The organism is Micromonospora echinospora, assembly GCF_014203425.1.
In the GTDB taxonomy this organism is placed as follows: Bacteria; Actinomycetota; Actinomycetes; order Mycobacteriales; family Micromonosporaceae; genus Micromonospora; species Micromonospora echinospora_A.
This window is the reverse complement of record NZ_JACHJC010000001.1, coordinates 2,652,780-2,673,502: the sequence shown is the minus strand read 5'-3', so window position 1 is coordinate 2,673,502 and position 20,723 is coordinate 2,652,780. Positions and strand designations below refer to the sequence as shown.

Below are 20,723 nucleotides of genomic sequence, written 5' to 3'. Positions count from 1 at the left end.
GCCGGTGCCGGGTGGCGTTCAGGTGGGCGCGAGCGCGGTCCGCGCCACGTCGGCCCGCAGCTGCGACGGCAGCAGCGGCTCCCGCAGCAGCGTGGTGAAGCGGTCGGCGAGGCTGGTGCCGGGCTCGCGGGCGGCCAGCCAGGAGTCGACCAGCCGGCCGCCCTCGGAGTAGGTGACCGAGTACGCGCGCCACAGCGGGTCGGCGAGGAACGTCACCATCTGCTCGGCGCGCTCGGGCGGCAGCAGCATCCACCGCCGCAGGTACGCCAGCGCCTGCGCCCGGTCGCCGCCCTCGTCGTGCAGGAGCAGGGCGGCGTCCACCCGGGCCGGCAGGAGGCGTACGACCAGGCCGCGCATCCGTTCCACCCGCTCGCCCTCGACGTGGACGCCCTCCGCGGCGAGGATCCGCGCCGTCCACTCCCCCCAGCCGGGGCCGAGCACCGCGTCCACCGCCGCCTCGGCCAGGCCCTCGGTGACCAGGCACCGGGGCGTGTCGACCAGGGCGATGGTGTGCTCGTCCTGGCCGCCGTCCCGGACCAGGCCGGCCTCTTTCAGGCAGTGCTCGGTGTGGTGGCCGGGGTACGACTCGTGCGCCACGATGATGGGCAGCGCGGCCACCGACCGGCCGCTTGCAGCGTTCAGCGCCACCGCGGAGCGGAAGCCGCCCAGGTAGCGGTTGTACGCGTTCCACGGCGCGTCCCGGACCACCGTGTACTCGACGCGTTCGGCCCCGGGCAGGCCGAACCGGTCCCGGGCCCGCTCGCGCAGCGCGTCGGAGACCGCCTGCACGCAGCGGTGCAGCCGCTCCGGGGGGACGGTGTTGCGCCGGTAGAACTCCTCCACCCGGTCCACGAGTGGTCCCGGTCCGGGCAGCAGCGCGTCGATCTCGTCGTGCACCGCCGCGTACCGCTCCGGTGGGGTGCGGGTCACCTCGACGTCGAAGTAGGCGCGCACCTCGTCCTGGAAGGACATCGGCGTGCCGGCGACCCGGTCGGCGACCGCGCGCAGCGCGGTGAGCTGGGCGGTGAGGTGCCGCTGGCGGGCCGGTTCGAGGTCGCTGCCGGGGAGCGCGGCGAGCGTCCGGCCGGCCTGGCGGGACAGCTCCCGGGGGTCGGCCGGCGGTTCGGCGGCGACCTGTTCGCGCAGCGCCGGGTCACCGTAGTAGCAGTCGACGAGTCCGTCCACCAGCCGGCCCAGGCGCAGGCCGAGCAGCAGGTAGTCGCGTACCAGGGGGTTCACCCGGCCACCTCCGGGCGGGCGGCGGTCAGGTCCACCGCGTACCCCTGCGGGGGCAGCGGCACCAGCCCGTCGACCCGGTCCGGTTGCCTCGGCGCGGCCACCGGCGCCCGGTGCAGGATCGGCACCACAGCCACGTCGGCGACCGCGCGTTCCGCCGCGGCCCGCCAGGCGGCGTCGGCCCGCCACGGCTCGGCCGCGTCGAGCGCCCGCTCGATCAGCGCGTCCACCTCGGGTGCGGCGTAGCCGCCGTGGTTGGCGCCGCCGGGCACCGGGTTCGCCTGCAGCATCGCCTGCGCGAAGACCCGCCCGTTGTGCTCCAGCCAGTCGGGCACACGCGCCGCCACGGCGAGCTGCCAGCCGCCGGCGGTGGCGGGGGCGCGCAGCGCCTCGGTGTACGCGGCGTCGGCGAGCCCGACCGCCCGGGTCGGCAGGCCGGCCCGGGTGAGGTCGGTCGCGCAGGCGTGCGCCACCTCGGGCCCGAGGCCGGAGTGCGGGTGGATCAGGACCAGCGGCGCGCCGTCGGCGTGGCCCGCCGCGGCGAGCAGGTCGCGGGCCCGCGCCGGATCACCGGTGGGGTACGCATCGGCCGTGTCGTGCCCGGCGTTGCCCGGCGGGATCAGCGAGCCCGCCACCCGCACCGGCACGCCGGGACGGTGCCGCCGGTACAGGTCGGCCACCGCCGCCTTGTCCACGGCGAGCGCCGCGGCCTGCCGTACCCGAAGGTCGGCCCAGACCGGGTCGCGCAGGTTGAGCACGAGGTACGGGTCGAGCGCCCAGCCGAGCGCGCCGTCCCCGTCCACCGGCTCGGCGGCCGGCAGCCCGCCGACGGCGGGCGCGACCGACACCTCGGCCAGGGCGTCGGCCGCGTCGGCGCGGCCGACGCCGTCGCTCAGGCGCAGCTCCACCCGGTCGGCCTCGGCCCGCCGGTACGGGTCGGCGGCCGGCTCCCAGGCCGGGTTGCGGACCAGCTCGGCCCATTCGCCGGGCCGGTGCCGCCGCACCCGGTACGGCCCGTTGGCGCGCAGGTGGGCGGCGGCCTCGGGGCTGCCGGGGACGAACGCGTCGTGCTCGACGGGCACCGCCGAGGCCGCGGGCAGCGCGAGCATCTGCACGAAGTCCAGCGCCGGCCGGGCCAGCTCGATGACGAGCGTCTCGTCGTCGAGCGCGAAGACGCCGGGGATCTCGTGCGCGTTCTGGTATGCGGCGAGCGTCGCCGCGTCCCCGGCCCGGTGGGTGGCCTCCGCCGCCCACGCGGCGGCGAACTCGGCGAGGCCGCGCACCGTGTCGGCGAAGTACGCGAGCGACGGCGAGGGCCGGACCGGGTTGCACATCCGCTTGAAGCCACGGACCACGTCGTGCGCGGTGACCGGGCGCCGGTCGGGGGTGTCCCAGCGGATGCCGGGGCGCATGTGGAACACGTAGCTGCGGTGGCTGGCGCCGAGCCCGGCGTTCCAGGTGGAGGGGACCTCCAGGGCGAGGTCGGGCACCGGCGTGACGGCCTGCCAGTCACGGACGTCCCGGGCGGCCTGCCAGGTGACGAGCTGCCGGGTGTGCAGCCGGACGAACGGGGCCGCCGACGCCGGGGCGCAGCTGGGGTCGAGCGGCGCGGCGGCGGTGGGCGCGACCACCCGCAGCACGCCGCCGCAGCGGTGCGGGACGGCGGTGTCCGGCCGGTACGGGGCGACGGTCATGACAGCTCCCGTACGAGGTCGGCGATGGCGTCGACGGCGAGGTCGACCTCCTCGGCGGTGTTGTAGAGGTGGGTGCAGATCCGGGCGGCGTAGTGCTGGTGCGGTGAGCCGGCCACGTCGAACTCGGTCCACCGGGTCCAGATCCGGTGCCGGCTCTCCAGTTCGTCGACGAGGCGGGCGAACTTGGTGATGTTCCAGCCGTCGGCCCGGTCGGGGAACGGGTTGAACGCCACCAGCGGCGCGGTCAGCCGGTCGTCGGTGAGCGGGGAGTACAGGGACTCGACGCCGAACCGCTCGACGATCCGGGCGCGGGTGTGCTCGCCGAGCGCCACCGCGTGCCGCTCGATGCGGTCCCGGCCGATCCGGTCCCACAGCTCGCACGCCTTCGCCAGTGCGGCGCCCCGGGCGATGCTGGCGCTGCCGGCGCTCTGCAGGTAGTCGCCCATGTTGTAGCTCTCCACCCGGGTGGTGGTGCGCGGCGGCGGGGCGCCCATCATCGGGTACCAGGTGGAGATGACCGGCCAGAACGTCGGCAGCGGCAGCGGGTTGTGCTCGGGGTGGACCTTGTTGCGGACGTACAGCAGCCCGGTGCCGAGCGGCCCGCACTGGAACTTGGAGCCGGAGCAGGTGACGAAGTCGGGTCCGAGCGCGCGCAGGTCGGTGTCGAACAGGCCGGGCAGCAGGGCGCCGTCGACCACTGTGGTCAGACCGTGCCGCTGGGCCAGGTCGCAGAGCTGGCGCACCGGCATCCGGGTGCCGGTGAACAGCGTGACCGCGGCGAACGCCAGCACCTTCGTCCGCGGCGTGATCGCCCGGGCGAACATGTCGACGATCTCCTCGGCGGTGACGTCCGGCCCGACCGGCGGGGTCAGCACGGTGAGCGTGATCCGGTGCCGGTTGCGCAGCAGGTTGAAGTTGGACAGCACCGAGTAGCACTCGTGGCTGGTGGTGATGACCTCGTCGCCCTCGTGCAGCTCGAGCCCGTTGATGACCCGGGCCACCCCCTCGGTGGCGTTGTGGCAGATCACCATCTCGTCCTGGTCGACGCCGAACGCCCGGCCGATGGCGGCGCGGTGCTCGGGGTACATGCCGGGCGGGTAGACGTTGCGCAGCCCGCCGTTCCACTCCCGGGTCACCCGGTCGTTGACGTCCAGCACCTCGTACGGCATCACGCCGATGGTGCCGGTGTTGAGGTGAACCGCGTCGGGCTCCACTGCGAACAGCGACCGCAGCTCCGCGAAGGAGGCGGTGCGCAGCGGGTCGGCCGGTGCGGTCGGCCCGCCGGTACGGGAGGCCGTCGTGGTCGCGGGGTCGTCGGTCACGCTGACGCGCATGGCGTCCCTCCTGTCAGGAGCTGGCACCCACCAGCGAATTTACCATATGATTCTCAAGTAACTACCCGTCCCGCTGCCCGCCCCGTCCGACCGCGCCGGGCGCTCCGGCGCGTCACCACCGCAGAGCAGGGAGAAGCGATGAACGCGTGCCACACCGGCGGCTGGCCGGACACCGAAGCGCCACAGCGGACGGAGCGCGCCACCGCCTCCGGCTGCTCCTGCGGCTGCGCCGGCCACTGCCGGCCGCCGTCGGCCGACGCCCGCGGCGACCGCGACCGTCGGCAGGACCAGTTCGACGCGCGCGACCGGGTGCCCTGACGCCGGCGCGGGTGGGGGCGGCCGGGACCGCCCCCACCTCGCCGGTCAGCCGCCGAGCACGTCCGGCAGCCGGACCGCCTTGAACCGCCGGTCGGCGAAGTCGCAGTACCAGACCAGCTCGCCGTCCCAGGCCAGCCCGGTCGGATGCCCCGGCAGCCGCACCGTGGAGACCAGCCGGCCCGACTCCGCGTCCACCGCGTGCAGCAGGCCGTCCTCGAACTCGGCGTAGAGCACATGACCCTCGGCGTACGTGAGGCCCGAGGGCGACCCCACTACCGGATGTTCCCGCTGCACCGTCATCGTCTCGAAGTCCCGCAGCTGGATCACCGCGGGCGCGCGCAGGCAGAGCCACACCCCTTCCGGCCCGGTCTCCATGCCGGTGACCCGGCCGTTGGAGGGCCGCACCGGCTTCGAGCCGACGGTCTGGCCGGTGGCCGGGTCGATCAGCAGGATCCGCTTCGGCCGGCCGCCGATCTGGCACAGTTTTCCGTCGGCGTACCCCAGGTCGGCCCGCACGTCCGGGTACCCGAAGGACCGGCGTACCGCGCCGTCCGCCGGGTCGATCGCGAAGATCCGCGCGGCGTCCTGATCGGAGTGCCAGAGCCAGGTACCGTCCCAGGTCAGGCCGCACATGTAACCGGCCGGGCCGGGCAGGCTGCGCACCACCTCGACCGGCGGTGCGATCGTCGAGCCGCTCACCGTCTCGTTCTCCCTTCGTTGGCTGACCCGGCCCGCGCCGGGCCGGCGGACCTGCGGGCGGCGTCAGTCGACGGCCGCCACCGGGGCGTTGCGCCGGGCCGCCAGCGCGGCGATGTGCTCCGGCGACGCGCCGCAGCACCCGCCGGCCACCGCGAGCCGGTACTCCACCACCCAGCGGGCGACCAGGTCGCCGAACTCCGCCGGGTCGAGCAGCGGTCGCGGCCCGGGCGCGCCGTCGCGGCGGTCCTCCAGGTTCGGGTACGCGCCGATCGGGCCGTCGTCGGCGTCGCGCAGCGCCCGCAGGCACCGCTCGGTCGCCTCCGGCCCGGTGCAGTTCACCAGCACCACCTCGGCACCGGCGGCGCGTACCGCGCGGGCGGCGTCCACCAGGGAGTCGCCGGACAACAGCCGGGCCTGGTCGTCGCAGACGAAGGCGGCCCAGGCCCGGGCGCCCACCTCGCGCACCTGCTCCACCGCGATCCGGGCCTCGCGGGCGGTGTTCATGGTCTCCACGAGCACCAGCTCCACCCCGGCCCGGACCAGTTCCACCGCCAGCCAGCGGTGTTCCTCGCGCAGCTCGTCGTCGGTCGGCACCAGGTCCGGCCGGTAGCAGTCCTCGACCGGCGCCATCGAGGCGGCGATCCGGGTGCCGGGTGCGCCGGCCGCGTTGCGGGCGGCGAGCGCGACGCCGACGGCGGCGTGCACCATCCAGCCGAGCCCGGCGTCCTCCAGCCCGGCGCGGCGCAGCGCCCGCAGGTTGCAGCGCAGCGTGTTCGCGGTGAGCACCTGCGCCCCGGCGGTGAGGAACCGCTCGTGGACGTCGCGCAGCACGCGCCGCCGGCTGTCCGCCAGCAGCGCCGCGGTGCCCCACCACGGGGCCTGGTAGGGCAGCCCGGCGCGCTGCAACTCGGTGGCGAGCCCTCCGTCGAGCACCACCGGGGCGCCGCCGGTCGTGAATGCGGACATGTCTCCTCCTTCGCGGGGCGGGTAATGCCGGTCAGCGGGTCAGGCGCCGTCGCGCAGCGCGGTGACCAGGTCCTCGACCAGGTCGGCCGGGTCCTCGATGCCGGGTGAGATCCGGATCAGCCGGTCGGTCAGCCCGAGGCGCCGGCGTACCTCGGGCGGCACCGGGCGGTGGGTCATCAGCGCCGGGCACTCGATCAGGGACCGGACGCCGCCGAGGCTGACCGCGGCGGTGAACAGGCGTACCCCGTCGAGCAGCTTGGCCGGGTCGCCGCGGTACTCGAAGGCGGCGAGCGCGCCGGGCGCGGTCATCTGCCGGGCCGCGACCGCGTGCTGCGGATGCGCGGGCAGCCCCGGATAGCTGACCCGGTCGACGCTCGGCTCGGCCAGCAGCGCCGCCACCACCGCCCGGGTGTTCTCCACCTGCCGGGCGGTACGCAGCGACAGCGTCTTCAGGCCCCGGTGGGTGAGGTAGCAGTCGAAGCCGCCGGGGGCGTTGCCGGCCACCGTGCGGTACGCCAGGAACCGCCGGTGCAGCTCCTCGTCCTGGTAGACGAGCGCGCCGCCGAGCACGTCGAGGTGACCGGCGACGGACTTGGTGGTGCTGTAGAGCGTGATGTCCGCGCCGTGCGCGAGCGGTCGTTGCAGCACCGGCCCGGCCAGCGTGTTGTCCACCACGACCAGGGCTCCGTGCCGGTGCGCGAGGTCCGACACCGCGGCGATGTCGGCGACCTTGAGCAGCGGGTTGGTGGGTGTCTCCAGCCACACCATGGCCAGCTCCGGGCCGCACTCGGACAGCGCGCGGTCCCGCTCGGCCGGGTCGGCCAGGTCCACCTGCCGTACCGTGACGCCGCGTTCGGCGGCGGCGGCGAGCAACTGGTGGGTGCCGCCGTACACGTCGTCGGAGGCGAGCACCAGCCGGCCCGGCGGCACCACCGACAGCGCCGTGGTCGCGGCGGCCTGCCCGCTGGTGTAGACGGTCGCGTGCCGGGCGTCCTCCAGCGCGGCGAGGCACTCCTCCAGCGCCTCCCGGTTGGGCTGCTCGCCCCGGGCGTAGAAGTAACGCGGCGGGTCCTGGGCGGTGCGGTCGTAGGTGGTGCTGAGGTGGATCGGCGGCACGACGGCGCCGGTGCCGGGGACGGGTTGCTGGCCGACGTGCACCAGCCGGGTGTCGAACCTCATGACGCTCCCTTCCGGGCGCTGCTCAGAGGAACCGGACGTCGGGGTGGTCGGTGGTCCAGGGCCCGGGCCGTACGCCGGCGAGCAGCTCGCCGACGAGGTCGATCTCGGCGGTGGTGTTGTAGACGCCGAAGGAGAGCCGGACGGTGCCGAGCAGCCCCAGCGCGTCGAGGAAGGTGCTGGCGCAGTGCACGCCGCAGCGCACCGCCACGCCGTGCCGGTCCAGGTGCGCCCCGACGTCGTACGGGTGGATGCCCTCGACCACGAACGAGACGATGCCGCTCGGGTCGGCGGCCGGGTCGCCGACGACCCGTACCCGGTCGACTGCGGTGAGCACGTCCACTGCGTGCCGGACCAGCGCCCGGTCGTGCCGGCGGATCGCGTCCCAGCCGAGGTCGCCCAGGTAGTCCAGGGCGGCGGCCAGCCCGACCGCGCCGGCCACGTGCGGTGTGCCGGCCTCCCACCGGGCCGGCCCGTCCAGGTAGCGGACCGGCTGGTCGGCCGCGACGCCCTTCACGGTGCCGCCGCCCACCTGGTACGGGGGCAGCCCGGCGAGCAGGTCCCGGCGGCCGTGCAGCACGCCGACGCCCATCGGCCCGTACGCCTTGTGCCCGGAGAAGCAGTAGAAGTCGGCGTCGAGGTCGCGCACGTCGACCGGGCGGTGCGGTACGGCCTGGGCGCCGTCGACCACAACCAGCGCGCCGGCCCGGCGGGCGGCGGCGGTCATCTCCCGTACCGGGTTGACGGTGCCGAGCACGTTCGAGACGTGGCTGACCGCCACCAGCGCGGTGTCCGGGCCGAGCGCGGCGGCGAACCGGTCGGCGTCGACCCGCCCGTCGGGTCCGGCCGGCACCACTGTCAACGTGGCGCCCGTACGGTCGCAGAGCCGGCGCCAGGGCAGCAGGTTGCTGTTGTGCTCCATCCCGGTGACCACGACCCGCCGGCCCGGGCCGGCCACCCGCAGGCCGGCGGTGTCCGCGACGAGGTTGACCGCGGCGGTGGTGCCGGCGGTGAAGAGCACCTCCTCCGCCTGCGCCGCGCCGATCGCCCGCCCGACGCTCTCGCGGGCCTGCTCGTACCGCTCGGTGGACTCCAGGCCGAGCCGGTGGTAGCCGCGCCCGACGTTGCTGTTCGCCCCGGTGTAGTAGTCGGTGATCGCGTCCAGCACGACGCGGGGCTTCTGCGTGGTGGCGGCGTTGTCCAGGTAGGCGACGAGGTCACCGGCCCGGCGGGCCAGCAGGGGGAAGTCGTCTCGTACCGCCCTGGGCAGCGCCTCCGGGTCGTGTCGCACCGTGTCCGTCATGCCGGCTCCTGTCGCTTGACGGCCGGTCGTCGGTGCCGGCGTACGCGCCGCGCGGGGCCGCCCCGCGACGCGCACGGACGCCGTCAGGCGCTCGGGCGACGGAGGGGCGGACCGGTCGTCCCCGTGGGACCACAGTGCTCGGGAGGTGCCGCACGGGCGCGGCGTGCCGGACGACGACGGGCCCCGACGAACGCCGAGGCTAGTTCAGAATAATATAGTGATCCGGTCCCGTCACCCCCTGGCGCGGTTCAGTGACCGGAGACCGCCTGGGCGGCGGGCGCCGCGCCGGCGTCCAGGCCGAGCAGCTCGCAGCAGCGCAGCACCGCGTCGATGTCGCCCTCCAGCTTGAGCTGGCCCCCGACCATCGCCATGAGCGGCGTGACCCGGCCGGCGCCGATGCGGACGAAAGTGGCCGCGTCGGTGGTCGCCACCATCGCCGCGTTCTCGGACGGCCCCTTCGCCACACGCGGCACACCGCCTGCGACGTCGATGCGGAAGACCTCGTCGTCGACCTGGAACTGGTAGCTCTCGTCGATCGGGGAGATCTTGTCCCACTGGAACATCGCCTCCACGGCGAGGAAACCCCAGTGCGGGCGGACCGTGTCCTCGGCCTTCAGGTCACCGACGAACTCCAGGCCCCAGTGCGCGAGCCCGAGCACCATCGGCCGCAGCGCCTGGCCGGTCGGGGTCAGTTCGTAGGAGAGCCGGCCGCCGGTGCCGTGCACGTCGACCTGCCGCAGCACGCCCGAGTCGACAAGGAACTTGAGCCGGTCGGCGAGCAGGTTCGTGCCGATGCCGGGCAGGTCCGCCAGCAGCTCGCCGTAGCGTCGGGGGCCCATCAGCAGCTCACGGATGATCAGCAGCGTCCAGCGTTCGCCCAGCACGTCGAGCGCGGACGCGAGCCCGCAGTACTGGTGGTAGGAGCGCTTGCCGGCAAGGCCAGTCTGTGCCATCCCGCTATCGTATATTTTAGTCGGCTGTTTGCGCAGGTAGGGCCGCCCGGTCGAAGCGACCGGCCAGGCCCGGCCGACCGTTCGGACGGTGCTCAGGCGGCGGCCCGGCGGCCGAAGAGCCCGCGCATCAGCACCGGCTTGGCCAGCTCCTGGAAATCGAGGTCGGGATCGAGCTCGCGTACCGTGCCCTCGATCACCAGCAGCGAGAGCAGCGGGAAGATGAGTTCCGGCGCGGCGTGCACGCCGTAGCGGCGTTGCAGGTCGAACATCTCCGCGGCGAACGCGATCAGGCTGAACTCGCGGGCCGGCAGCCCGTGGCTGCGCTCCACCAGGTCGGCCATCTTGACCAGGAACGTCTCCACGTCGGCGTCCGGCCGCAGGCCGGTGCCGCTGCGCACCACGATCTCGGCGCAGTGCCGGCCACGCCCGATCGACATGTTCATGAAGAACTCGGCGAAGAGCCGGCGCAGCTCCTCGGTGAGCTGCACGCTGAACCCGGCGTCGAGCACCACCACCTGGGCCCCCCGGGTGAAGTAGAGGTTGCCCGGGTGCATGTCGCAGTGGACGAATCCGTCCACGAAGAGCATGTGGTAGATCGCCGTCATCGCGGAGGCGGCGAACCGCTTGCGCACGGCCGCCGACATCGACCGCGCCACGTCCACGTCGAGGTCGGGCATGAACTCCATGACCAGGCAGCGCGGCCGGCAGGCGTCGTCGCGTACGCCGGGCACCCGGACCCGGGGCACCACGGCGAGGTTCTCCTTGAGCCGGCGCAGGTTCTCCGCCTCCCGGGCGAAGTCGAGCTGGCCGAACACCGCGCCGCACATGTTCTCCACCACCTCCCGCACCGGGACGCCGCGCAGCATCGGCAGCCGGGCCATCACCCGGGCGCCGCGCCGCATCAGCGCGAGGTCGAGAGCCATCGTCGACTCGATGCCGGGGCGGCGCAGCTTGAGCGCCACCTCGGCGCCGTCGGGCATCCGGCCCCGGTAGACGCAGGCCACGCTGCCGCTGGCCACCGGCGTCAGGTCGATCTCCGCGAACTCAGCGGGCGTCTCGCTGCCGTACGCCTCGGCGAGCGCCCGGCTGGTCTGCTCGGGTGTCATCGGGTCGACCCGGTCCTGGAGCACCGACAGCTCGTCGCAGAGCGCGGCCGGCAGCACGTCGCGCCGGGTGCCGAGCACCTGCCCGGCCTTGACGAACGTGGGGCCGAGCCGCATCAGCAGCGTGGTGAGGCGGCGGTACAGCAGCCGACGGGCCGCCGCCCGGTCACCTCGGGCCACCTTGACCAGCGCCGGTGGCAGCGCCGGCAGCAGGTGGGCGGCGCCGACCGCGCCGATCCGGGTGGAACGGGCCAGCAGAGCGCGCGTGGTCACCATGGACGTCAACCCTTCGTGATGCCCGGCACCTCGATCGCCCGGAGTTGCAGGGTGGTGAAGTCGCAGTACCAGATGCGGCGGCCGTCCCAGGTGATGCCGGTCGGGTTGCCCGCGACCGAGTAGGCGGCCACCTCCCGGCGGGCCGCCACGTCGTACAGGTTGATGGTGGCCGCGTCGTGGTCGGAGTAGACGAGGTAGCTGTCGGAGACGGTCACGCCGGCGATCGGGTGCCGGACCGGGAACGTGTCGATCAGCCCGAAGCCGTCCGGGTCGCGCAGGTCGACCTGGCGCAGGTCCTCGTAGCCGAGCCAGAGCCCGTGCCGGGTCGCCTCCAGCCCGCACAGCACGTTGCCGGGGCGCGGGTTGCCGAACTCGCCGAGCAGCTCGCCGTCCTCGGGATCGACCAGCCGCAGCACGCGGTCGTCGCCGGCCACCTGCAGCAGCCGCCCGCCGATCGTGGTCAGGTCGGTGCGTACGCCGGGGCAGTCGAGCCGGCGGACCACCTTGCCGCTGATCGGGTCCAGCGAGGCGATCTGGCTGGAGACCGCCTCGGAGAACCAGAGGCACTCCGCGGCCCAGGTCAGACCGCAGAGCTTGAGAGCGCCACGGACGGGAATGTCGCGGACGGTACCCACCGCGAAGGGCATCAGGACCTCCTCTGCCGGGACAGGCCGCACTCCAGCCGCCAGCCGGTCACGGCGCGGACGTCGCGCCGGGCCGGGCGGCGCAGGGCGACGGACAGTTCGTCACCCTCGGCCACGTCGGTGTGCCGCAGCGGCCACACCCAGACCGCCCAGTTGCAACCGGGGTACGACGGAAAGTTCGACAGCGTGACGTCGTCGGTGAAGTCGGCGGTGAAGAAGCCGAGCACGGCGTGCAGCCGTCCCGGCGTGGTGACCGGCAGCCGCTGCCGCAACGTCTGCCGGGACGGTGACCGGCCGTCGAGCGTCTGGTCGAGCACCACAGTGGGCTCGGTCAGCAGCCTCGGCGGGCGCTGGAAGAAGTGCAGCTGGGCCGCCGGGGCCACCAGCTCCTGCACCGGGTCGAGCCGGTAGCCGTAGAAGTCGGCGCCCCACAGCCCCCAGCCCTCGTCGGCGAACTCGGCCGCGGCCAGCCAGGTCCGCAGCCGCCGGGGCACCACCCGGCCACCGGGGCGCAGGTGGCGGCGGGCGATCACGTGCAGTACCTCGGCCATCTCCTCCTCCGGACCGAGGTTGCCCATCATCTCGGAGACCAGCACGTCCGCCTTGCGGGGCAGCCGGACCGTACGGGCGTCGCCGGTGACCAGGGTGAGCCGTCCCTTGAGGTCGTTGGCCTCGATGATGCGGGCCGCCGCCGCGGCGGTGGCCGGGTCGGCCTCGACCGCGTACACGTGCTCGGCGCCGTGCCGCAGCGCCAGCAGGGAGAGCGCGAGCAGCCCCGCGCCCACGTCCACCACCACGTCGCCGGGGGTGACGGCCTCCTCCAGCGCCCTGTCGTACGCCCGCAGCCGGGGCGCGTCGCCGAGCATCATCTGGTGCATGAGCAGCAGCCGCTGGTCCACGCGGTACCCCCTGAGCGCGCGTCCCTCCCGACCGCCGTAGCAGCCGGGAGGGACATCGTGACGGTACGTTGCTATTGATTTTACTAGTAGAACCTCTGGCCGGCAGGCCCGTCAAGCGGACCCGTCGGTCAGGCGTTCACCGCGGCGTGCTCGCCGACCAGCGCGTCCCGCATCACCAGGTTGACGCCGGTGAGGCGGGCCTTCGGCTGCTCGTCCACGGTGACCAGGGCGGTGTCCGAGCCGTCCAGCTTGAGCTCGGTGCCCGTGGCCTCCATGCCGCGCATCTTGCCGTTGACGTGCACGGAGTTGGCGGCGTAGAGCGTCTCGTGCGGCGTGACCAGCTCGAACTCGGCGTCGATGTGCAGGTCGCCGGGGAACTTGAGCCGGCTGAGGCTGTCCTCGTTGCCCTCGCCCAGCGTGCCGCCGGAGACCCGCGGCCAGCTCGCCCGCAGCATGACCCGGCCACCCAGCTCCGGGCTGTGCCCGACGACCGCGACGCGGGCCAGCTGGGCGAGCACGCCCGGACCCTCGTCGTGCTTGTCCGGGCCGAAGAGCAGCAGCTCGGCGCCGGCCGCCTTGTGGTAGTCCCCGGCCAGGTCGACACGCACCGTCTTGCCGTTGATCTCGACCTCGATCTGCCCCTCCAGCGAGGTCTGCATGATCATGGACGGGTCCACCAGCATGGACATGCACGGGCCGGCGCTGGGCGCGAAGAACAGGTTCGGCGTGATGCCGACCGGCTGGTTCTCGTCGTTGGCCGGGTACCACGCCTCCGGCAGCGTGGTGCCCTTGACGACGTTCGGCGCGGCCATCACGTCGAAGGGACCGTCACCGCGCGGCTTGCCCAGGTAGGGGCCGGTCAGCGGCTTCTTGAACGGCGGGACGCTGTCGACCACGCCGTAGATGTCGATGACGTTGCGGTGGGCGAGCCGCAGCGTGCTCGACTCCAGGATTCCGAAGCGGCGGATGTAGAACTCGGCCGGGAAGTTCTTGCCCGGCACGATCTGCCGCACGTGCCCGCTGTTGGGCAGGAACGGGTTGGACAGGACCTGGATGCGGTCGTCCAACTCGTAGCTGAACCCCTTGATGCCCACCTCGGGCGCGCTGATCAGCTCGGTGCCGAACTGCGCGTAGCCGTTCTCGTCGACCTTGTGCTCGAAGCCCGGCATGGGCCACTTGTTGAGCTGCACGAAGCCGGACAGGTTGATCGTCTCGCGGCGGCCCGAGTAGTAGTCCTCGCCGAAGACCACGGTGGCCGCGGCGAGGATGTGCGGGCGGATCGGCTTGGGTTCGAGGTTCAGGGACTCGTAGGTCTCTCTGGTGCTCAAGCCAGACACCTCCAATGTCTGTCGGCAGGGTTCAGCGGCGGTCTGAGGGCCGCTGGTGGACCGGACCCGACCGGTCCCGCCGAACTTCAAGCTATGTGTTTTTAAAGCGTTCTGTCAATGCCTGAGGCATCGTCAGGTGTCACGCCCTCCGGAACACGACGGCCCGCTCCCCCCGTCGGGGAGCGGGCCGTCGTGGCGGCCGCCGGTCAGTCCGGCACGGCCGCCACACCGGCCGGCAGCAACGGCCGGGACAGCGACAGGGGCAGGTCGGGGGCGGGACGCGTCGCCGCCTCCGGGGCGCCCGTCTCCAACGCCAGCCGGCGCAGCAGGCGCAGCATCCGGTACCGCCCGCCGGTCGTCCCGACCGGCATCACCAGGGACTTGTCCACCAGGGCGGCGAGCACCACCCGCACGTCGGTGGGACCGGACGGATGGGGCCGCCAGAACCGCTGGGCGGCCGCCAGGTCGAACACCCCCGGCAGCAGCGCGACGCGCTGGAAGAGACAACGTTCGACGACGTCGAGGCGCTGGACGCTGCGGTCGAGCATCGCCCGCAGCGACGTGTGACGCGGCTCCGGTCCGGCGACGGGCGGGCGCAGTCCCTCCAGCGGTCCCTCCAGCTTGCGCAGCACCCCGTCCAGACTGTCGGTGGACAGGCACGCCGCCGCCATCTCCAGGGCGAGCGGCAGGCCGTCGAGCCGGCGGCAGATCTCCACCGCGATCTCCGCGTCCCGCCGGTCGAGGCGGAACCCCGGGCGGGCCTGGGCCGCCCGTTCGGCGAGGAGGGCGACCGCCGGATTGGCCAGGACCGACGGCCATCCGCCCGGCTGTGGCACCGGGAGCGGATGCAGGCGCTGGACCCGCTCGTACGGCAACCCGAGCGGCTGGCGCGAGCCGGTCAGCACCACCACGTCCGGGCACGCCAGCAACAGCCGGTCGGCGACCACCGCGCACGCGTCGACCAGGTGCTCGGCGTTGTCCAGCACCACGAGCGTCGGCTGGTCGCGCAGCAGGTCGACCGGATCCTCGGCGCCGTTGCCTCCGAGCATCCGGGCCAGCCGGCGCTCCAGCTGCCGCCGGTCGCTGAGGTCGAGCGTGTCCACAGTCAGGACCCCGCCGGTGAAGACGCGGGCGGCCTGGTGGGCGGCGCGCAGGGTCACCGCCGACTTGCCGCAGCCGGGCGCGCCGGTGACAGTCACCGCACGGTGCTTCGCCAGCAGGGCCGCCAGCTCGGCGATGTCGCCGGCCCGCCAGTGCAGCGGCCCGGAGATGGGTCCGCAGCCGGGCCTGCGCCGCGCGGCGGGAACCGCCGGCGCCGGCCGGGGCACCGGCGGCCGGCCGGCCGGACGCACCAGCGCCCGGTGCACCGCCCGCAACTCCTCCCCCGGGTCGACGCCGAGTTCGGTCCGGAGCCGCTCGGTGATGTCGGCGTACCGGTGCAGGGCCACGGTCCGGTGCCCGCTGCTGCCCAGCACGGCCAGGTAGTCGGCCTGGATCGCCTCGTGCAGGGGTTCCAGCCGGGCCAGCCGGGTGGCGATGTCGAGCACCGCCGCGGCGCGTCCCAGCCGCAGCCCCAGACCGACGTAGCTGTGCGAGGTCGCCACCCAGGCCGCGCCCAGGGCCTCCACCTCGATGTTGTCGTGCAGCAGCGAGCGCAACTCACCGAGGGTCGAGCTGCGCCACAGGTCCAGCGCCTTCCCGAGCAGGTGGAACGCCTCCTCGCGGCAGCCCTCACCGATCCGCTTCTCGGCCTCGGCGGCGTACCGCCGGAACCGGGCGACGTCCGTCTCGACGGTCTCGGCGCGCAGCGAGTACCCGGAGACGGTCGAGGCGATGACCCGCACCCGGCGCCGTGGCGGATGCTCCGGTTCGAGGACCTGGCGCAGCCGGGCCACGTACGTGTGCACGAGCGACCGGGCGCTCGGCGGGACCACGCCGCCCCAGACCGCCTCCTCCACCTCGCTCACCGGGACGCTGTCGCCGAGGCGTAGCGCCAGAAGGGAGAGGATCGCCCGCTGCTTGGCCGGGCCAGGCTCCAATCGATGCCCTTTCCGCCGCACGTGCAGCGGACCCAACAGGTCGACCCGGTAACAGGCGCGAGTCTCCGTCATCTATCCCCCCAGGCTCAGCGTGAGCCCGAGACTGGCACATCCGGTTACCACGTTGCCACACTCAGCTATTACTCAGGAAACTCGGCAGGCCAGGTCGCCGGCCCGCCCGAGCAGCGTGATCACCGCCTGGGACGTGCGTAAAGACCGCCGGGCGGAGCACCGGCAGCCGAGAGTTCTTTTTCATATGGCGAAGCTATTGATGGAAGTTGCGGTTCGTGCCCGATGGCGCGATCCAGCCCCGACGAAGTCGCACGCCGAAAGGGATGCCGCCCGCCGGGATGCCCGCGCCGCTCCCTCACGATAGACAAAACGCTATATGAAATCTTAGTATTCCTGTGGCCGGATGACTCACGTGAGGAGCACGAGGGCATGTTCGAGCGGTTCACCGACCGAGCGCGACGGGTTGTCGTCCTGGCCCAAGAAGAGGCCCGGATGCTCAACCACAACTACATCGGTACGGAACACATCCTGTTGGGCCTGATCCATGAGGGTGAGGGTGTCGCGGCGAAGGCCCTGGAGAGCCTCGGCATCTCCCTGGAGGGCGTGCGTCAGCAGGTCGAGGAGATCATCGGTCAGGGTCAGCAGGCGCCGAGCGGGCACATCCCGTTCACGCCGCGGGCCAAGAAGGTGCTGGAGCTGTCGCTGCGCGAGGCGTTGCAGCTCGGCCACAACTACATCGGCACGGAGCACATCCTGCTGGGCCTGATCCGCGAGGGCGAGGGCGTCGCCGCCCAGGTCCTGGTGAAGCTGGGCGCCGACCTGAACCGGGTCCGCCAGCAGGTCATCCAGCTGCTGTCGGGCTATCAGGGCAAGGAGCCGGCCGCGGCGGGTGCCGCGCCGGGTGAGGCCGCGCCGTCGACCAGCCTGGTGTTGGACCAGTTCGGCCGGAACCTGACCCAGGCCGCCCGGGAGGGCAAGCTCGACCCGGTGATCGGGCGCGAGAAGGAGATCGAGCGGGTCATGCAGGTGCTGTCCCGCCGCACCAAGAACAACCCGGTGCTGATCGGTGAGCCCGGCGTCGGCAAGACCGCCGTGGTGGAGGGCCTGTCCCAGAAGATCATCAAGGGCGAGGTGCCGGAGACGCTGAAGGACAAGCAGCTCTACACCCTGGACCTCGGTGCTCTGGTGGCGGGTTCGCGCTATCGGGGTGATTTCGAGGAGCGTCTGAAGAAGGTCCTCAAGGAGATCCGCACCCGCGGCGACATCATCTTGTTCATCGACGAGATCCACACCCTCGTCGGCGCGGGCGCGGCCGAGGGTGCGATCGACGCGGCGAGCATTTTGAAGCCGATGCTGGCTCGTGGTGAGCTGCAGACCATCGGCGCCACCACGCTGGATGAGTACCGCAAGCATTTGGAGAAGGACGCCGCTCTGGAGCGTCGTTTCCAGCCGATCCAGGTGGGTGAGCCGTCCCTGGCGCACACCATCGAGATTTTGAAGGGCCTGCGGGACCGCTACGAGGCGCACCACCGGGTGTCGATCACCGACGCCGCCCTGGTCGCCGCCGCGACGCTGGCGGATCGGTACATCTCGGATCGGTTCCTGCCGGACAAGGCGATCGACCTGATCGACGAGGCGGGTGCGCGGATGCGGATCCGTCGGATGACCGCGCCGCCGGACCTGCGGGACTTCGACGAGCGCATCGCGCAGGTGCGTCGGGACAAGGAGTCCGCGATCGACGCGCAGGACTTCGAGCGGGCCGCGCAGCTGCGCGACACCGAGAAGCAGCTGCTGGGTCAGAAGGCGCAGCGGGAGAAGGAGTGGAAGGCCGGCGACCTCGACGTCGTGTCCGAGGTTGATGACGAGCAGATCGCCGAGGTCCTCGGTAACTGGACCGGCATCCCGGTGTACAAGCTGACCGAGGAGGAAACCTCCCGGCTGCTGCGTATGGAAGACGAGCTGCACAAGCGCGTCATCGGTCAGGAAGACGCCGTCAAGGCCGTGTCGAAGGCGATCCGCCGTACCCGCGCAGGGTTGAAGGACCCGAAGCGGCCGTCCGGCTCGTTCATCTTCGCCGGCCCGTCCGGTGTCGGTAAGACCGAGCTGTCCAAGGCGCTCGCCGAGTTCCTCTTCGGCAGCGAGGACGCCCTCATCCAGCTCGACATGTCGGAGTTCCACGACCGGTACACCGTGTCCCGGCTCGTCGGCGCCCCGCCCGGGTATGTCGGGTATGACGAGGGTGGGCAGCTGACCGAGAAGGTCCGTCGCCGGCCGTTCTCCGTGGTGTTGTTCGACGAGATCGAAAAAGCTCACCCGGACGTGTTCAACACGCTCCTGCAGATCCTGGAAGACGGCCGTCTCACCGACGGTCAGGGCCGGATCGTGGACTTCAAGAACACCGTCATCATCCTGACCACCAACCTCGGCACCCGCGACGTCGCCAAAGCCGTGTCGCTGGGTTTCCAGGCGTCGGAGGACTCCGAGTCGAACTACGACCGGATGAAGCAGAAAGTCAACGACGAACTCAAGCAGCACTTCCGGCCCGAGTTCCTCAACCGCATCGACGACACCATCGTCTTCCACCAGCTGCGCCAGCAGGAAATCCTGTCGATCGTCGACATCATGATCCAGCGCATCGAAACCCAGCTGCGCAACAAGGACATGGGCCTCGAACTGACCGACAACGCCAAGAAGTACCTCGCCCTCAAGGGCTTCGACCCCGTCCTCGGCGCACGGCCCCTGCGCCGCACCATCCAACGCGACATCGAAGACAACCTGTCCGAACGGATCCTGTTCAACGAGCTGACCCCGGGTCAGATCGTCGTCGTGGACTGCGAAGGCGACCCCGACAACACCGACACGTCCACACTCGTCTTCCGGGCCGGCAAGCCGGTGCCGACGAGTCAGCCGTAGGCCCGCCGGCCCACCGCCGCCAGATGATCACGCGTCGCGTCGTCGCAGAGCGCCCCGGCCACCCCGGCGGCGTACGCCTGCTCGGGCCCGAGCCCGAGACGCGCCGCCAGCTCGTGCTCACGGCCCAGGTCGGTACCGAACATCGCCGGGTCGTCGGTGCCGACCGAGCAGCGCAGACCGGCCGCGACGAGACGGGGCAACGGGTGCGCGGCCTCGGACTCCACCACCCGGGTCCGCAGGTTCGACGTGGGGCACACGTCCAGCACCACACCCCGGTCCCGCAGCTCGGCGAGCAGGTCGTCGTCCTCGGCGGCCCGGATGCCGTGCCGGATCCGGGCCGGAGCCAGCTCCAGCAGCTCGCGCACCGAATCCGGGCCGCCCGCCTCACCGCCGTGCGGGACGAAGGCCAGACCGCCGTCGCGGGCGATCGCCACCGCCCGGGCGAACGCCTTCGCCGGCGCGGCCAGCTCCGGCCCGCCCAGGCCGAACCCGACCACGCCCCGGTCCCGGTACCGCACGGCCTGGCGGGCGCACTCCTCGGCGTCGGCCGGCGCCAGTTCGCGGTCCACGTCGGGCGTCAACAACACCCGTACGCCGTGCCGCTCGTACGCCTCGGCCGCGCCGTCGGCGTACCCCTCGAAGATGTCCGTCCAGCAGACGCCCCGGCGCACCCGCTCCGCCGGCGAGAAGATGCCCTCCAGGTAGACAGCGCCGTGCGCGGCCGCCTCGACGGCGTACGCCACCACGATGCGCCGGAAGTCGTCGGCCGTCCGCAGGCAGTTGGTGGTGAGCACCCAGGTCCGGACGAAGTGGGCGAAGTCGGTGAACTCGTAGAGCGGACGCAGACCCTCGACCGTCTCCGCGGGCAGCCGCTCCCCGTTGCGCCGGGCGATGACCAGCAGCGTTTCCGGCCGTACCGTCCCCTCGAAGTGGACGTGCAGTTCGATCTTCGGGGACGGCCCGGCCCACGACGCGGGCATCAGGCGGTTCGGAGCGCGCGCCGCTCAGCCGTCACCGGCGCCCGCCCCCGCCAGCCGGCCTGCGACACGCCCAGCAGCCAGCGCAGCGGCGTGGCCGAGAGCAACGGCGGATCGGTGACCCGCACCTGCCGCACCGGCACCGTGAGCGTGGGCCGCGCGGCGCGCCGGGCGTCGCCCGGCTCGGCCGGTATCAGCAGGTCCGCGTCGCCGATCAGGAAGCTGTCCGGCGCGCCGTCGACGAGCGCCGAGGTGGCGTCCCGGTCCGGGCGCAGCAGCACGACGCGGGCGCGGTGCTCGCCCGGCGGCACGGTGGCGGGCAGCGCGGCCGGCAGTGGGCGCGGCGCGGCCGTCCACCATTCGTTGCGCCCCCCGTCGTGCGGCGCCACCGCGGCGAGCAGCAGTCCCGGCAGGTCCACTGTGTCGAGGTGCATCAGCGCCCGGGGCCCCTGGCCGGCGACGATCGCGCGGCCCCGGATCACCGGCAGCAGCGCCGCCACCGACACGCCCGCCAACTGCCGGGCGAGCTGGCGGAACCGCTCCGGCGGCAGGCTCACCCAGCGCCGGAACTGGGTGGTGAACGTGCCGACGCTGGAGTACCCGACCTGGGCGCTGATCGCCGTCACGGTGAGCGAGGAACGCAGCAGCAGCCGGCGCGCCTCGGCCATCCGCAGGGCCGCCAGAAAACGTGCCGGCGTCATCGAGGTGGCCTGCTTGAACACTCGATGAAAATAGAAGGGGCTGAACGGGGCGAGGCGTGCCAGCGTTTCCAGCGGCAACGGCCTGCCGAGTTCTCTTTTCATGTGCTCAATCACCCGGATAATGGCGGCCAGCCGGCCGTCATGTTCCTTGC

17 protein-coding genes are annotated in these 20,723 nt (G+C 72.8%); 2 read left to right on the top strand and 15 right to left on the bottom strand.

What is annotated here, in order from left to right; genetic code table 11:
- Positions 1–18 precede the first annotated feature (18 nt).
- Genes FHU28_RS12730 through FHU28_RS12720 form a run of 3 tightly spaced genes read right to left on the bottom strand, consistent with a single transcriptional unit; the run spans position 19 to position 4,264 of the window.
- A complete protein-coding gene (locus FHU28_RS12730) occupies positions 19–1,239 on the bottom strand; it encodes a DUF2268 domain-containing putative Zn-dependent protease (protein WP_184683884.1) in 1,221 nt (406 codons plus the stop codon).
- A complete protein-coding gene (locus FHU28_RS12725; protein ID WP_184683882.1) occupies positions 1,236–2,930 on the bottom strand; it encodes an ABC transporter substrate-binding protein in 1,695 nt (564 codons plus the stop codon). The genes FHU28_RS12730 and FHU28_RS12725 overlap by 4 nt, the downstream gene beginning before the upstream one ends.
- Entirely contained in the window at positions 2,927–4,264 is a 1,338-nt protein-coding gene (locus FHU28_RS12720) for an aminotransferase class V-fold PLP-dependent enzyme (protein WP_184683880.1), read from the bottom strand. The genes FHU28_RS12725 and FHU28_RS12720 overlap by 4 nt, the downstream gene beginning before the upstream one ends.
- 138 nt (positions 4,265–4,402) lie before the next feature.
- On the opposite strand from FHU28_RS12720, the gene FHU28_RS12715 reads away from it, so the two are divergent.
- Positions 4,403–4,582: a hypothetical protein gene (locus tag FHU28_RS12715; RefSeq protein ID WP_184683878.1), complete on the top strand. Its 180-nt coding sequence runs from the start codon at positions 4,403–4,405 to the stop codon at positions 4,580–4,582.
- Between the two features lie 45 nt (positions 4,583–4,627).
- On the opposite strand, the gene FHU28_RS12710 is transcribed toward FHU28_RS12715, so the two are convergent.
- The 10 genes from FHU28_RS12710 to FHU28_RS12665 all read right to left on the bottom strand — a co-directional run bounded on the left by FHU28_RS12710 (position 4,628) and on the right by FHU28_RS12665 (position 16,040).
- Positions 4,628–5,281 carry an NHL repeat-containing protein gene (locus FHU28_RS12710; protein ID WP_184683876.1) on the bottom strand — a complete coding sequence of 218 codons (654 nt, stop codon included), beginning with the start codon at positions 5,279–5,281 and terminating at the stop codon, positions 4,628–4,630.
- A gap of 63 nt (positions 5,282–5,344) precedes the next feature.
- Entirely contained in the window at positions 5,345–6,247 is a 903-nt protein-coding gene (locus FHU28_RS12705) for a homocysteine S-methyltransferase family protein (RefSeq protein ID WP_184683874.1), read from the bottom strand.
- A gap of 39 nt (positions 6,248–6,286) precedes the next feature.
- Complete coding sequence (locus FHU28_RS12700) at positions 6,287–7,426, bottom strand: trans-sulfuration enzyme family protein (protein ID WP_184683872.1); 1,140 nt, start codon at positions 7,424–7,426, stop codon at positions 6,287–6,289.
- A 22-nt stretch (positions 7,427–7,448) separates the two neighbouring features.
- Positions 7,449–8,726, bottom strand: a complete 1,278-nt coding sequence (locus tag FHU28_RS12695) for an aminotransferase class V-fold PLP-dependent enzyme (RefSeq protein WP_184683871.1) — start codon at positions 8,724–8,726, stop codon at positions 7,449–7,451.
- Between the two features lie 248 nt (positions 8,727–8,974).
- Positions 8,975–9,679, bottom strand: a complete 705-nt coding sequence (locus tag FHU28_RS12690; RefSeq protein ID WP_184683870.1) for a winged helix-turn-helix transcriptional regulator — start codon at positions 9,677–9,679, stop codon at positions 8,975–8,977.
- Positions 9,680–9,771: 92 nt separating this feature from the next.
- Positions 9,772–11,058: an ABC1 kinase family protein gene (locus tag FHU28_RS12685; protein WP_184683869.1), complete on the bottom strand. Its 1,287-nt coding sequence runs from the start codon at positions 11,056–11,058 to the stop codon at positions 9,772–9,774.
- Positions 11,059–11,063: 5 nt separating this feature from the next.
- Positions 11,064–11,705, bottom strand: a complete 642-nt coding sequence (locus tag FHU28_RS12680; protein ID WP_073827311.1) for an NHL repeat-containing protein — start codon at positions 11,703–11,705, stop codon at positions 11,064–11,066.
- Positions 11,705–12,601: a 50S ribosomal protein L11 methyltransferase gene (locus FHU28_RS12675; protein WP_184683868.1), complete on the bottom strand. Its 897-nt coding sequence runs from the start codon at positions 12,599–12,601 to the stop codon at positions 11,705–11,707. Before FHU28_RS12675 ends, FHU28_RS12680 begins: the two co-directional genes overlap by 1 nt.
- A gap of 128 nt (positions 12,602–12,729) precedes the next feature.
- A complete protein-coding gene (locus FHU28_RS12670) occupies positions 12,730–13,929 on the bottom strand; it encodes a DUF6004 family protein (RefSeq protein WP_184683867.1) in 1,200 nt (399 codons plus the stop codon).
- Between the two features lie 206 nt (positions 13,930–14,135).
- Positions 14,136–16,040, bottom strand: coding sequence for an AfsR/SARP family transcriptional regulator (locus tag FHU28_RS12665; RefSeq protein ID WP_184683866.1), 1,905 nt, complete (start codon positions 16,038–16,040; stop codon positions 14,136–14,138).
- Between the two features lie 369 nt (positions 16,041–16,409).
- Here FHU28_RS12665 and FHU28_RS12660 point away from each other — a divergent pair, with 369 nt between their 5' ends.
- Positions 16,410–18,893 carry an ATP-dependent Clp protease ATP-binding subunit gene (locus tag FHU28_RS12660; RefSeq protein ID WP_184689481.1) on the top strand — a complete coding sequence of 828 codons (2,484 nt, stop codon included), beginning with the start codon at positions 16,410–16,412 and terminating at the stop codon, positions 18,891–18,893.
- On the opposite strand, the gene add is transcribed toward FHU28_RS12660, so the two are convergent.
- Both add and FHU28_RS12650 read right to left on the bottom strand, forming a co-directional pair.
- Complete coding sequence (add, locus tag FHU28_RS12655; protein ID WP_184683865.1) at positions 18,884–19,873, bottom strand: adenosine deaminase; 990 nt, start codon at positions 19,871–19,873, stop codon at positions 18,884–18,886. The two genes, FHU28_RS12660 and add, sit on opposite strands and share 10 nt — an antisense overlap.
- Positions 19,873–20,673 (bottom strand): helix-turn-helix domain-containing protein, encoded by an 801-nt coding sequence (locus FHU28_RS12650; RefSeq protein WP_260413422.1) that lies wholly within the window; start codon positions 20,671–20,673, stop codon positions 19,873–19,875. The genes add and FHU28_RS12650 overlap by 1 nt, the downstream gene beginning before the upstream one ends.
- Positions 20,674–20,723: the final 50 nt, after the last annotated feature.